Source organism: Psychrobacter immobilis (assembly GCF_904846175.1).
Classification (GTDB): domain Bacteria; phylum Pseudomonadota; class Gammaproteobacteria; order Pseudomonadales; family Moraxellaceae; genus Psychrobacter; species Psychrobacter immobilis_E.
The window spans coordinates 55,170-69,006 of the sequence record NZ_CAJGZM010000003.1 but is presented as its reverse complement, the minus strand read 5'-3'; the positions used below and the strand labels follow the sequence as shown (position 1 = coordinate 69,006).

Below are 13,837 nucleotides of genomic sequence, written 5' to 3'. Positions count from 1 at the left end.
GGTGCAGAACTGCTCTTAAGCTTGGGGGTATTATAGGCAGGATAGTTCAGTATCGCAAGCCTTATCTCATCTTTCGTGTAACTAAGTGCAACTATTGACTGTTTTTTAGCCTTATTTGCACTGTTTTTCGGCATTTAGCACAATCATTTTAAGCATTGGGCAAACGAAATAAAAACACCGCTACGCTAGTACAGACAACGGCTACCAGCCATGAAACCCATATCATATCGGCAGGAATGTTAAAAAATAACATCGTTGTTGATATGGTCATCATTATGGTTGCTAACCACTTCGCATATAGCGGTACGGCGCGGCGATCTTCCCAATCACGGACATATTTACCAAAGTATTTGTGATTAATCAGCCAAAAGTGAAAGCGTCGTGAGCTACGCGCCCAGCAACCTGCCGCCAGTAAGATAAAAGGCGCGGTCGGCATCACTGGTAATAAAATACCTATAATACCCAATACAAAAAACACCCAACCCAGTATCAAAAACGTCCAACGTACGGTTGGGCTGCTATGTTGATTGGACTTTGGTCGATAGTAAAAAGCTTTTTTCGGTTGAGTCATGGGAGTTTTATCAGTCAGTGTTAGACATTAGGTCGTTAGGTATGGACTACCTATATAAGCTATCAAAGATAAAGAAGTCGATAATCCAATTCAAGACTGATTTTGCACGGTTTTGCTACTGAAGCGTAGTTTATTTAGCAGTTAGGTAAATGAAGGTCGTTATTCACTATGATTTGGCAGGATAGAGCTTTTCCAGTAATCAGCGATTACCTTTGGAAAGCAGTATTCTTTTGGCATTACAGTAATGGCGATTGGGATTAATATGGATTTGGTCACGCCGCCGATACTCTCACAAGTGGCATCAGTCGATACGTCATAATAAATCACCCGCAAAGTATTCTGCGGACAGAGGTCTGAGCACTGGAATGATTTGACGACTGCAATACCATGGTGATAACCAATAACCCATTGCTGCGCACCTTCGGTTGGCGCTGATTCTTTTTGCTCAGCAGCTCGAATAAGATCGGCATCTGTTAAGGTGTCTTCATTAGTCGGTGGCGATACAAGGACGCAAGCGCTTAGGCTTAATAACAAGGCGCTGGAAGTGAGGGCTTTTGCGGTTAATGTTTTTATGGTAGACATCCTTGTTTAAAGCAGCTGATATCCATTTCTATTGGATTTTGGCGAGTGAACTTAAGCGTGATTGGCGAGTTATTTTCAATAGTAAGTGTTCTTATAAAGTACGAACTCTTAGTAATTTACGACGCCTCACACAACAATATAATTGTCTGAAACTTTAAGGTCGGCAACACTTTTTGTATTTTTTACTACTTCCACAAGGACAGTCGCTATTAACACCCACTTTCGGAGGTTTAACTTTAGTTTTTAAATTAATTTTACCTGATGGCTTAGCCATTGTAGATAACTCATTTTCCATTCTTTCTGAAAACTGCCACGCATGATCTAACTTAATACCAAATCTTATTTTTTTTGTTTTTGGGTCAATACATATACCGTGCCACTCTGTAAATTTACAGTAATATTTTCTTAGCTCTGCATGTGCTCTAAGTATCCGGCTTGCCTCTAATAACTCATTATTATTACAATGTATCGTTAAACCATCATCGTCAAAACCCATTGTTAAGTCGTGATTTCTTCCATCTTGCTTTGATCTTCTGCACAACTCATCTATGGCTTCATTTATTTCAAATATCGTACTCTCACTTAATCTAAGAATTTGTAAACCAAAATCAACAATTCTCGAATCATTACGCATTTCAATTTGCTTAATTATGTCATCAATATTGGTGCCTTGATATTTAGTAAGTATGCCTTCAAAGGTGTCTTTTGCATTCAAGCCATCCCTTCTTGATAACATAACTAAATCAAGTTCAGCACTAAAGTCATCATGAAAATGAATCATAGAAAAATCACTATCAAACCATAAATTATTTTTCAAATGATATGCGAGTATAGTTAGCTCATGTGATGCTAATAATTTTTCAGCATAATCAGTTCTACGATTGAGATAGCTCAAAAAATACAAGGGAGTTTTTAGCATTTCAGTTAGAACATCTAAACAAAAAACATCCATGACAAATGGTGACTTTATGATATCTGTCACTTTATACTTTAAAAAGTTTCTTGACTGAAAAAACAAGGCTGGATAATGATCAGAAACAATGCAAATAGGATATATTTCTTTGAGTAATATATTAGATATATTAATTTGATTTCCTTGTTCATCTATAAGCATAATATCAGCACTTAAGAGTAAATTAGAACAAGAATACGCTTGATCATAAGCATCTTGTACCGCTTTCTTGAAATCATCTTTAATACTTTGATCATTACCTTTACGTGAAGTAATAGTCAGTTTTTTAGACTTAGCTTGTATGACTATTGCTCTATCAGCAAACATAACCAATACATCAATTTCTCCTAAAATGTCACCTTTCACGTTCAATATATTTACATTTGGAAAAACTCTACTACTCCCAAAAACTAGTGCTAATCTTTCAGTAGAAAACTCTTCTGTAAATCTACCTCTATTAGCCATTGCTTGATTACAGTAGCTTTTATCGCTTATAAACCAAAAAAATGGAGATTCATATAAAGCTTCAAATAAGCTATAGCTTTGAAACAAAATATATTCATCTTCGTATATTTTTATTATTGGAAAAGCATTTTTCTGATTAAAGTCATCAAGAGCACTGAAACTATAATTTTCACTGCTAACAAATGATTCTATAATTTTTCTAACAGTAGCTATTTCAAGACTTGATTTTAATTTTATTACAACTTCCTCAATTGAAAAAATATGAGCATCAAGATAAGTCCAATCTTTTGGATGCTTCTTTAGCATCTCAGGTAGAGCTTGACTCATCTTATCTAGTTGCAAGCTTTTAACTGCATTAACTACTTCAAATAACTCATCTAAAGAATAGCCTTTGTTATTTATTATCCAATCTTCATCTGACTTATATTTTAGTCTTGATAAATCTCTATACTGGAAATCATAAGCGGACTCTCCACCGTAGAATATTGGCTCCCTAAGAAATATACCTTGTTGAAACGGATTAGAGCCTTGAACTAATTGATTTTTTTCATCTAGTTTAAACATTTCTTCTATAGGAGGGTTCATTGACTCATGAAGCTCAAGAAGCAGATTTTCTGTTTCATTAACGTACTCCCCAATTTCATTAGGATTAGGTACTGTCAAATCTGGCGCGTTTAGACATGCTAACCCAATTAAAGTAGATATCTCAGTTCTTAAAAGTCGATCATCTCCATACTGTTTTAATATATCCTCTTTACGAACTTCACCATTTACACTTATGACATTATCTCTAAAACAAAAATACGCAATTGCATGTAAATAACCTTTCGAACTACATAGTTTAGCAAGGTCAGTAAACACTTCTGTTTCGCTTCTTATAGTTTGATTGTTCATCTTAATTCTCTCTTAATATATAATTAAATTTAATGAGACGACATTAGCAGAGATTCAAACCACTCACCAAATTTAAATCAATCATAAAAAAAGCCACCAAATTGGTGACTTTTTTACTATAAGTGCTGATACAAGTTACAACGCCCTTAACTCTTCCATCTGTGCCGTCATCGCCGTCAACTGCCCTTCTAACTCAGCCAGTTTAGCCTTCTCAGCATCGACCACTTCCGCAGGTGCTTTACTGATAAAGCCTTCGTTACCTAGCTTGCGGGCGATACCTTCCGCTTGACCTTTCAACTTATCATATGACTTGCCTAAACGCGCCAGCTCAGCAGTTGGGTCGATAAGACCTTTCATTGGCACAAGCACGCGTAGCTGACCGACCATACTTGATGATGACAATGGCACTTCATCGCCTTCTTTGACAATCTCTAAGCTCTCAACTTTGGCAAGCGCTTTAAACTGATTTTTGATACGTGATAGGCGCGCATCTTCATCAGCAGAGATATTCTGTAGCAGCACTGGCAAGCGTACCGCATTGCCCAGTTTCATCTCACCGCGAATATTACGCACGCTGGCGATAAGCTCTTGTAGCCACTCCATATCGGCTTCGACTTGCTCACTGATTTGCGCAGTATCGGTTTGTGGATAGTCAGCAACGACGATGCTGTCAGTATTTTTACGACCCAATAGCGGCGCAACCGTCTGCCAGATTTGCTCGGTCAGATACGGCATGATTGGATGGCTAAAGCGTAGCGCGGTCTCAAGCACATGCAGCAATACATAACGGATTTGCGCTTTACGCTCGCTTGATACCGAGTCATCATTGAGGCTGGCCTTGGCAAGCTCAACATACCAGTCACAGTATTCATTCCAGATAAACTCATAGATATCATGACTAACCATATCGAGGCGATACTGGGTAAAATGCTGATGGATATTACTAATCGTCGAGTTTAGACGACTCATGATCCACTTTTCTGGTAACTCCCAAACCTCAGGATTGGCCGCTTGGTCAATCGCTTGCGCATTACCTTCTTTATCCACACAATTCATCAATACAAAGCGGCTGGCGTTCCAGATTTTATTACAGAAGTTACGATAACCTTCGACACGTTTTAGATCAAAGTTGATATCGCGACCGGTACTGGCAAGGGAGGTAAAGGTAAAGCGCAGCGCATCGGTACCAAAGGCTGGAATACCTTCTGGGAACTCTTTACGGGTTTGCTTTTCGATTTTCGCCGCATCTTTTGGATTCATCATATTGCTGGTACGTTTTTCAACCAGCGCTTCCAGATCAATACCATCGATGAGGTCAATAGGATCTAAGACGTTACCCTTAGATTTAGACATCTTCTGACCATTACCATCACGTACCAAACCATGGACGTAAACGGTCTTAAACGGTACTTGCGGCGTGCCATCTTCGTTTTTGACGAAGTGCATGGTCATCATGATCATACGTGCGACCCAAAAGAAGATGATATCAAAACCAGTAACTAACACACTAGTTGGGTGAAAGGTTTTAAGCACGCGCGGATCGGCATTGACGTCAGCCCAATCAAGGGTACTAAACGTCCAAAGACCCGAACTAAACCATGTATCAAGGACATCATCGTCTTGGCGCAATTTTATGTCATCGCTTAGATTGTACTTAGTGCGTACTTCGGCTTCATCACGGGCAACATAAATCTCGCCAGTCGCATCGTCATACCATGCAGGGATACGATGTCCCCACCACAATTGACGGCTGATACACCAGTCCTGCAAGTCGGTCATCCACGACATATACATATTTTTATATTGCGCCGGAACGAACTCAATACGACCATCTTCTACCGCTTCAATCGCCGGCTTAGCAAGCTTGTTTACGGCCACATACCATTGATCGGTCAGCCATGGCTCAACGATGGTACCGCCACGCTCAGCGCGCGGAGCTTTTAGCGCGTAGTCTTCGATATCTTCTAGCCAGCCTTGCTGGCTTGCTTGCTCAACAAGGAATTTACGCGCCGCAAAACGCTCAAGCCCAGCATATTCACTTGGTGTGGTTTCTAATGTTGGCTCACGTGTTTGTAGGTCAGGATAAACTTCCATCGCTGGCAAAATGTTAGCGCGCTCATCAAGGATATTAATCAATGGCAAGTTATGACGACGACCTAATTCATAGTCATTAAAATCATGGGCTGGGGTGATTTTTACACAGCCAGTACCAAAGTCTTTTTCGACATAATCATCGGCAACGATAGGGACAACGCGACCCGTAATTGGCAAAGTAATGGTTTTGCCAACCAAATGAGAATAACGCTCATCACTTGGGTTCACGGCAACAGCAGTATCACCAAGCAAGGTTTCAGGACGCGTGGTAGCGACCACGAGATAGTCTTTACCCTCTTGGGTCGTCAGGTCTTTATCAGTGAAATGATAGCGGAAATGCCACAAGCTGCCTTTTTCATCAACGTTTTCAACTTCTAAATCAGAGAGTGCGGTTTGGAACTTGGGATCCCAGTTCACCAAACGCTTACCACGATAAATTAAGCCGTCATCAAATAGACGCACGAACACTTCTTTTACCGCATTAGACAAGCCATCATCCATGGTAAAGCGCTCACGCGACCAATCGACCGAGCTGCCCAAACGGCGAATCTGACGGGTAATATTGTCACCCGACTCTTCTTTCCACTCCCACACTTTATCGATAAAGTCTTCACGAGTCATATCACGGCGCTTGATACCTTGTGCTTCTAGACGACGCTCAACCACCATTTGGGTGGCAATACCCGCATGATCGGTACCTGGTTGCCAAAGCGTATTGTCACCATCCATGCGGTGATAACGCGTTAGCGCATCCATGATGGCATTGTTAAAGCCATGACCCATATGCAGCGAACCAGTGACGTTCGGTGGTGGTAGCGCGATAGAAAACGACTCGTCTTTATCAAAGCTTGGCTTAAAATAACCGCTATCTTCCCAGCCTTGATACATGCCCGCTTCGACCTCGGCAGGGTTGTAGGCGTTTTCTAATTGGCTTAAGGCGGCTTGAATAGATTCGGTTAGGTTGGTTTTAGTGTTTGTCGTAGTATTGATATTAGGAGTACTCATAATAGAATGGTCTTTTATTAAAAATGAATGTGGTCAAACAAATACGTTGAGAATAAGGAAAATAATTAATAGAGTGATTTTAACGCAGATAGCCATATTTTGTTAGATGCTAAGGTAATTTATCAGGCTTGTAGCGTCTCATTACCCTGTTAATAACCTTAAATATCAATAAATAACCCCAATCGACTGAACTTCCAACAAAAGGAATCCTAGTCGTGTTATAAAATATGGGTGATGTGATGACTTATATAGCCTTCATATATCGACCTAGTCATCGCATAGTAGATAAATGGCGTCTTTATCCTAAAATCACTATCTCATAAACAGCGAGCTGACCGTGTCCCAAGATACCGAGCACACCTATAACAATAGCAGCCACTCTGAAGCTGATAAAATAGACGATAAGCACTTGACTGATGATAGCGTTCATCAACAATCTAGTGCTGGAGATAAAGACGTTAACGATGCTGATATGACAGACGACACTGAGGTGACAGAAAGCTTAAAGGACGAAGATTTCTCTGAAGATATTAGCGAAGCAGACAAAGAAACCATCAAAAAAGTCGCCAACGATGACAATTTAAGTCAAGCAAAAAGCTATGCCAGTATCTTGGTTGAGCAGGTGATGGATGCCAGAGAAACTTTTGAGCGCTCGCTTGGCTCGTTATTTACCAGCGCTTTTACCGCTGGACTTGAGATTGGCATCAGCTTCTTTATGATTTTATCGACTTTTGCACTATTGAGTGGCGTGCTACCGAGCCATTACGCTATCGTACTCGCCTCCCTACTTTACCCGATTGGCTTTATCATCGTGGTCATCGGTCAGTCGCTTTTATTTACCGAACAAACCTCGCTGTTAAGCCTACCTGTGCTCAATAAAATTGAACCCTTACACAAGCTGCTACGTCTTTGGGGCATTGTCATCGCGGGTAACGTCGTTGGCGGCTGTTTATTCGCCGCTTTGATGATAGGTTTAGGTTTAAATATGCAGCTGTTTAGCGTCAGCGACATTGACGCGTATGCCGAGCATATTTTAGGGTTTAAATGGTGGGTGATATTTGGCAGTGCCATCTTGGCAGGCTGGATGATGGGCATCACCGCGTGGCTTGTGACTTCAGCGCGCGATACCCTTAGCCGCATTGTCTTAGTGACGCTTATTACTGGCAGTATTGGCTTTTTAGGTTTGCATCACAGTATCGTGGGCAATATCGAAATATTCTCAGCCTTAATCTATGGCAATACCGTCAGTTTGGGGCGCTACTTGCTATTTTTGGTGGTGATATTGCTGGGCAATACCGTCGGCGGCGTGGTGTTTGTGGCGGTACTTAAAAACCGTACTTTCTTATTTCAAATCGAAAAAGTGAAAGAACAAACCGCTAAAGACAAGTTAGAGACAAGCAAAAAAACCCGTTAACCTCATTAGGAATAATCAGCACGGTACTTTTTAATTCTAGCGCATAAATTCCTTAACCACTTTTAATTATAATCAACACCATTTAAAAATAGTACAGGGCTACTGGGATAAATTTTACGCCGCCTCTGGCGCGCAAAGCACACAGCAAGCAAGAGAAATTTATAACAGTAGCCGTTTATAATATTTGTACTTATTTTATTTAGCACTGACTATGTTTAAAGCAATTATTGAGTTTTATAACTGAGTAATTGTACAAATTACTCATTTCCATTTATAGCATACGCGCTGCCAACACACTACTTTCTATCTCAGACTTTCTCAATTTATTATGTCGAGCGCTAAATATACGCACCAAAATCCCTGCGCTTAAGAACATCACCAAGGTATAAATGGCTGGCATCATCGACATGTCGTAATTAGACAATAGCGTCAATGCCATGAATATCGACAAGGTACTGTTTTGTAGGCCGACTTCTAGGGTGACCGAAGTTCTTTGTGCTAAGTTAAGACCAAACCATTTACTACTGTAATAACCGAGCGCCATGGTTGAAAGGTTCAACAATACCGATATGGGACCGGTAGCGATAAAGGCGTCGACGATAATATCTCGTTGCACATAGCCTAAAAACAGCACTAAAAACGTTAAAAAAATCACCCCAAATCTAGACACATATAGTTGTGAGCGATCGGCGACTTTTGGTGCATAGCGTTTAATCAACATCCCAATACTAATAGGCACAATCGTCAGCAATACCAAGGTAAGCACGGTTTTTAATACTGGCAATTCAAACTCACTACCACTGCCCATAAAGTAAATCAATGAAAAGCTCAGCACGATAGGAATGGTAAATACGGTAATAACGCTGGCAATCGCGGTCATTGTTACCGACAGTGCCACATCACCTTTGGCTAAATAGGTAAACAAGTTTGAGGTGGTGCCTCCCGGACACAATACCAGCAGCATAACTCCGACAGCATACTCTGGGCGTAATGGCATGATATTGGCTAAGGCAAAGCCAATCATTGGCAACAATATCAATTGATTGGTCAAGCCTATACCGACGGCTTTGGGATACTTTAACACTCGTTTAAAATCATTGGTGACAAGGGTCAGACCCATGCCCATCATGATTAAGAATAAGCAAATAGGAATAACAACTGAGTTTACTAAAGTGACTAGCGCCAAACTTTCCATAACTACATCCCTGTAGATAAGACCTATTACTAGGTCAGTTTATAGTGATTAAATGCGGTTTGATTAGCAATCCTTGCTAATGCTTTTTCATACTTATTAATGGCTATTTATCGTTAATAACACTTATAAATGACGTTCATCGCTCGTTTTAAACAAGGCTCATTTTAAATAAGGGCCGTTTTAAATAAGGGCCGTTTTCAACAATTTGTTATAGCATATTTCACATAATGCTACTGCTAATTATCGACAATAATTAACAAGTGATAAGTAATAATCGATAAAGCGAGTATATAGCGCAAAAGTGCTATACATTTGCTTTATTAAACGACTCATCAGTCAAAGTCGAAATATGGGGATTTTGTAAGAATAAAGGGGAGTTTAGCGAGATTAAATGAAAGTGTTCGCTATGAGCTTTTAGATAATTTGGGTCGTGATAATTCAGATGCTGAATAACTTAGGCGTTAAGTAAAGATCATTAAATAGCTATTACGGTATAAATATTTATTTTTTTAAATTATTGGTAGTGACTTTGATTGGAGCTTTAGTAGGATTTTCAGTACTAAGTACGGCGGTACCATAGGCAATGGCTTCAACCATGCTGCCCAATTGATTGATGTTACTGACCTCAAAACGCAAACCGTAGATATGATTATAGCCTTTCGCTTGCGCTTGGCTGCGCATACGCACCGCTGCTTCACGGCGAGCGCGATCGAGCAAGGTTTCATAAGTGGTGAGATTTTTACCAAAGATACTTAAAACGCGAGCAATCACCATTTTAAAATAATCTTGTGCAATCACCACGCTGCCCATGACCAGCTCACCCTCAGTGTTGGCGGCAAGCTTCGGTACATAAAAGCGCTCTGTCGATACGATAATATGGCTGAGCTCTTTTTCTGCAATTTTTAAGCGTGCCAAGTGCTGACGCTCATTCCGTGAGCCAAAAAACCAGCCAAGCACAAATAATACGATAAGCGGCGCGTAGTTCATCAGCATTTGGGTGAGGGAGTTATTCATCGGACGTCTCGTAGCAGCAAAAAGCGTCGCCGCGCTTTTTATGGTTCATTAACCAAAAGGGTTGAAACGTGGTAAATCATCATCAGCCTTTGGTGCTTGAGGCGCTGCTTGGCTGTGACCTTGATTATTATTGTGACTCTGATCGTAATTATTGAAATCACCATGACCCGAGTGATTGTTTGGTGATTGCTGCGATTGAGAAGAAATGGACTGCTGCGGCATCGGGACGGCTTTCACCGCCGTGCCATAAACAAAAAGCTCAGCGGCACCTTGCGCAATGCTAGAGGTCGAAAACCGCAAGCCCACGACTGCATCAGCGCCCAAAGCTTCTGCCTTAATAACCATGCGATCGATTGCTTCTTGGCGTGATTCATCTAACAGCTCGGTATAAGCGGTCAGCTCACCACCGACAATGTTTTTCAGGCCAGCAAATAAGTCTTTACCAACATGCTTTGAGCGCACAGTGCTACCGTATACGACGTCTAAACGCTCGGTAATCTGATAGTTTGGCAAGTGCTCAAGATTGGAGAGTTGCACAGTCATAGTACAGCCTTATCGGTGACTTATAGAGGGTTCAATGAATATTTAGGGGTTGAGCGAATGTTAATGAAAGATGCTTATAGACAGCATTTATTAGAATAATGTACTAAAAAACGCTATCTATCTGCCTATTTATTATCTGTCTATAAATAATTCTAGTCGTTAGTATGGAACAATAAAAACAACTCAGTTAAATTGCCTTCAATACTGTTGGCCATTTGCACCATTTTGTCTTCGTCGGCACGCATTTGCGCCAGCTCTGGATCTTCATCATCAATGCCACTTAGCACAATCATTGGTAAGGTTAAAACCGCTACATCTTCTGCAGTCTCTTCATCTTCGAACCAATCACTGGCTTCATCGCCATACATCGCATCGACAAAACCAATTGACCAAGCAACGATATCTGAATCGTCTGAAAAATCGACCGCCACTTCTTCATTACCGGCATCTTCACCAAATGGTAGCTCAATCGGCGTTTCGTTTTTGAGTTCCGCCATGATTGATTCGCGCCAGCGCTGAATACCGTCGAGCACATTTGCAGGAATTTCGCTGACATGACCTTCAAACAACGCCTCTATCCAATTTGGCAACGGACGACCAATAACAGTTGCGGTCAAAAAACCATGGGTGGCGACACTATCGAGCACAAATGCGCTTTCTTCATTGTCCAAATAGTCTAATAATTCATCGAAACTGAGTGGGTTATTCATAGTGTGGTAGTCCTTGGAGGATAGGTTATATCAAGCGCAATAAATAAGTGACGCAATACAAAAGGCAGGAAAGATAAAGATAAAAACGGTAGAACTGTCTATTTAAGAGCGCTTATTATTTAAAAGAGCAGACTGTTTAAGAGCGCTGATTGGCGCATTATTTTCGACAATCTGATTTCTAACACGCTAATAGCATGATAGAAATCATTAAAAACGCTTCACAACCAGCTTAGCACAATGCAGTAAACATCATGATTTAATAATGGCTACTATTAATAATCGGTAATGCGCTTCAGCAGTTAACAACTTTCGGTTAAAAACCCGTGATACCAGCTATTATTGTTAGTTATTAAGCTGAAACCCATAATAGTAATGACGATTTAAATATCGTCATCTTCCCAGTCATCACCATCTTCATCAAAATTATCGATATCGTCAAGATCGTCTTTTAGCTCTTTGGCCAGACGTTTCTCTTCTAGTAAGTTGTCGATTAGGCGACGTTTTTCAAGGCTGCTTAAACGTGTACGTACACTGGTTTCAGCCTCTTCCACCATTTTTGCATCATCGTCATCAACAAAATCGTCATCAAAATCGTCATCAAGATCAGCGTCACTCATGACAAACTCCTATCATTTTTCGGCAAGGGTATTGAAAATACGTGAATATATATATGCCTTATAAAGTCTCTACCCAGCGTTGTCAATCCTTTTTATCACTATGAGCTCATTATGCACAAAATCAAAACGTAGGCTAGCGTTTATCGCACAGGCAATTGTAGGGGTTCATTTGCGTCTAACGCTGTAATTTACTCTGTCTCTTCTGCCTCTTCAATCATCAATACCGCATTACGTACATCTGCTAGGCGCTGAATCATAGCGTCATTACCGCCATCAAATATCGCGCATTCACGCTCATAAACGGTCGTTGGACGCATGATGCTTTGTACTTGTACATGATGACTGATTTGTTTAAGACCGGCATTGGGTAACAAAATAAGCATTTGCTCTTTTTTACCCACGCTCTCTAACAGATGACTCATCGCCTCGACTTGAGCATTGTCACTGACGCCCGCTTTTGCTGGTAAGGCAAAACGTGATAGCTCAATATGCTTATCGTGAATGATTTTATTCAGCATCAAGTAGAGCTTACCAAGCATCACGCCTGCCAATGCGACTTTGGCGTGGCTATTATTTGCTTTTAGCATGACATAAGCACCGGTTTCATCAAAGTGCGGCTCATTGAGCGCGCTGACCCCAAGTAACAATGGCTGCTTAAGCAACTCGGTCACTGCTTGGTTTAAGAGTTGGGTACATAAGGCCAAATAAGGCAGGCGCTGCGACGGCGCTAGGCGCTCGAGCATATTGAACTCATCGTGAAAGACAATTTGGACGCTGACACTATCGAATGGGCGGGTAGCAGACAAGCGCGCTGCACTATTAGATTTATGGCTGTCATTATTGACGTTAGCATTAGCAGCGGCCACTTCATCTTGTCTGCTGTCTGTGCCAGCATTACTCGTATCATTATCAGTGGTATCATGAGTAGCATCAAGCTCAGAATTTTGACCTTGCTGTCCTCTAACGTACTGATTTACCGCACTATGAATATCTAGTTTACGCGGTAGGTCTAATTTACGCGCATTTGGATTTTTGTTATTTGCATCGCTCATGGTTCCACTAGTGGTGCTATCAAAATCTGTTGATGTAGATTCAGTTTCATCGCCACGCGCAAAATCTCTTTCATAACCACGCTCAAATTCACGTTGATCGATTGGTCTGTACTGCTCACGATGCAAGTCTTGAATATCACGGCTGAGCGCATTGATTTGTTCTCTGGTTGGGCGCGCAATATAACCATAAATCAGCCATAGCAATAAATGCAGCAGCATTGAGCCAATGACAAACGGCCATTGCATAGCGATAATCTCACCCTTGCTAATATCTTTTAGCGTTAAGGCCACACTACCGATGACCGCATCGCCTTTGGTGGCGATTTGAGTAATGGTATCGCCTTGCTGCATCGGCGCATTACCGACTGGCACTAAGATATCGCCATTATTGTCTTTAATCAGTATGCGGGTCACGTCCTGCTCGCTGGTATAGCGGTTGGCAATGACGCTAAGGCTGACACGGTCTTTGTTTTCTAAAGACAAGCGCGCTTCATCAATAAGCTGGGCGACCATTTGCTCACCCTTTTGGGCGCGGCTATTGGTCAGCTGCTGATCGGTACTGATGACCAATAACAGGGTCTGCAAACAAAAACTAACCAGAAGAATAATGGCAAACAACCCTTGCCGCGGCGCTAAATACGTCATGATATGTTAAACTTTTTTGGATAAATGGAAGTAAAAACGAGGCTATGGCTCGTTTTCTGGAAGAGTATGCAGCTATTTTTTTAC

The 13,837-nt window shown here is 41.2% G+C and carries 11 protein-coding genes; 1 reads left to right on the top strand and 10 read right to left on the bottom strand.

Translation table 11 applies throughout. The features are described from left to right. Nucleotides 1-148 precede the first annotated feature (148 nt). The 4 genes from JMW39_RS04850 to JMW39_RS04835 all read right to left on the bottom strand — a co-directional run bounded on the left by JMW39_RS04850 (nucleotide 149) and on the right by JMW39_RS04835 (nucleotide 6,563). On the bottom strand, nucleotides 149-571 hold the full coding sequence (locus JMW39_RS04850) for a YbaN family protein (protein ID WP_201544400.1): 423 nt from the start codon (nucleotides 569-571) through the stop codon (nucleotides 149-151). Between the two features lie 159 nt (nucleotides 572-730). Then, nucleotides 731-1,153 (bottom strand): hypothetical protein, encoded by a 423-nt coding sequence (locus JMW39_RS04845; RefSeq protein WP_201544398.1) that lies wholly within the window; start codon nucleotides 1,151-1,153, stop codon nucleotides 731-733. Nucleotides 1,154-1,307: 154 nt separating this feature from the next. Further along, a complete protein-coding gene (locus JMW39_RS04840) occupies nucleotides 1,308-3,464 on the bottom strand; it encodes an SEC-C metal-binding domain-containing protein (RefSeq protein ID WP_201544944.1) in 2,157 nt (718 codons plus the stop codon). Between the two features lie 135 nt (nucleotides 3,465-3,599). Continuing rightward, nucleotides 3,600-6,563: a valine--tRNA ligase gene (locus JMW39_RS04835; protein ID WP_201544397.1), complete on the bottom strand. Its 2,964-nt coding sequence runs from the start codon at nucleotides 6,561-6,563 to the stop codon at nucleotides 3,600-3,602. A 337-nt stretch (nucleotides 6,564-6,900) separates the two neighbouring features. On the opposite strand from JMW39_RS04835, the gene JMW39_RS04830 reads away from it, so the two are divergent. Further along, nucleotides 6,901-7,977: a formate/nitrite transporter family protein gene (locus JMW39_RS04830; RefSeq protein WP_201544393.1), complete on the top strand. Its 1,077-nt coding sequence runs from the start codon at nucleotides 6,901-6,903 to the stop codon at nucleotides 7,975-7,977. A 271-nt stretch (nucleotides 7,978-8,248) separates the two neighbouring features. Here the strand turns inward: JMW39_RS04830 and JMW39_RS04825 are convergent, their stop codons facing one another. The 6 genes from JMW39_RS04825 to JMW39_RS04800 form a co-directional block, all read right to left on the bottom strand. After that, nucleotides 8,249-9,172 carry a bile acid:sodium symporter family protein gene (locus JMW39_RS04825; protein ID WP_201544391.1) on the bottom strand — a complete coding sequence of 308 codons (924 nt, stop codon included), beginning with the start codon at nucleotides 9,170-9,172 and terminating at the stop codon, nucleotides 8,249-8,251. Between the two features lie 501 nt (nucleotides 9,173-9,673). Then, on the bottom strand, nucleotides 9,674-10,186 hold the full coding sequence (locus JMW39_RS04820) for a YbjQ family protein (RefSeq protein ID WP_201544389.1): 513 nt from the start codon (nucleotides 10,184-10,186) through the stop codon (nucleotides 9,674-9,676). 48 nt (nucleotides 10,187-10,234) lie between these two features. Then, on the bottom strand, nucleotides 10,235-10,723 hold the full coding sequence (locus JMW39_RS13210) for a YbjQ family protein (protein ID WP_413786217.1): 489 nt from the start codon (nucleotides 10,721-10,723) through the stop codon (nucleotides 10,235-10,237). Between the two features lie 158 nt (nucleotides 10,724-10,881). Continuing rightward, on the bottom strand, nucleotides 10,882-11,439 hold the full coding sequence (locus JMW39_RS04810) for a UPF0149 family protein (RefSeq protein ID WP_149488651.1): 558 nt from the start codon (nucleotides 11,437-11,439) through the stop codon (nucleotides 10,882-10,884). A gap of 380 nt (nucleotides 11,440-11,819) precedes the next feature. Next, nucleotides 11,820-12,056: a PA3496 family putative envelope integrity protein gene (locus JMW39_RS04805; RefSeq protein WP_201544387.1), complete on the bottom strand. Its 237-nt coding sequence runs from the start codon at nucleotides 12,054-12,056 to the stop codon at nucleotides 11,820-11,822. Between the two features lie 188 nt (nucleotides 12,057-12,244). Further along, a complete protein-coding gene (locus JMW39_RS04800) occupies nucleotides 12,245-13,753 on the bottom strand; it encodes a hypothetical protein (RefSeq protein WP_201544385.1) in 1,509 nt (502 codons plus the stop codon). Nucleotides 13,754-13,837: the final 84 nt, after the last annotated feature.

Coding starts and splice junctions, on each gene's coding strand:
- JMW39_RS04850 (WP_201544400.1), bottom strand. CDS start 571: ATGACTCAACCGAAAAAAGCTTTTTACTATCGACCAAAGTCCAATCAA.
- JMW39_RS04845 (WP_201544398.1), bottom strand. CDS start 1,153: ATGTCTACCATAAAAACATTAACCGCAAAAGCCCTCACTTCCAGCGCC.
- JMW39_RS04840 (WP_201544944.1), bottom strand. CDS start 3,464: ATGAACAATCAAACTATAAGAAGCGAAACAGAAGTGTTTACTGACCTT.
- JMW39_RS04835 (WP_201544397.1), bottom strand. CDS start 6,563: ATGAGTACTCCTAATATCAATACTACGACAAACACTAAAACCAACCTA.
- JMW39_RS04825 (WP_201544391.1), bottom strand. CDS start 9,172: ATGGAAAGTTTGGCGCTAGTCACTTTAGTAAACTCAGTTGTTATTCCT.
- JMW39_RS04820 (WP_201544389.1), bottom strand. CDS start 10,186: ATGAATAACTCCCTCACCCAAATGCTGATGAACTACGCGCCGCTTATC.
- JMW39_RS04810 (WP_149488651.1), bottom strand. CDS start 11,439: ATGAATAACCCACTCAGTTTCGATGAATTATTAGACTATTTGGACAAT.
- JMW39_RS04805 (WP_201544387.1), bottom strand. CDS start 12,056: ATGAGTGACGCTGATCTTGATGACGATTTTGATGACGATTTTGTTGAT.
- JMW39_RS04800 (WP_201544385.1), bottom strand. CDS start 13,753: ATGACGTATTTAGCGCCGCGGCAAGGGTTGTTTGCCATTATTCTTCTG.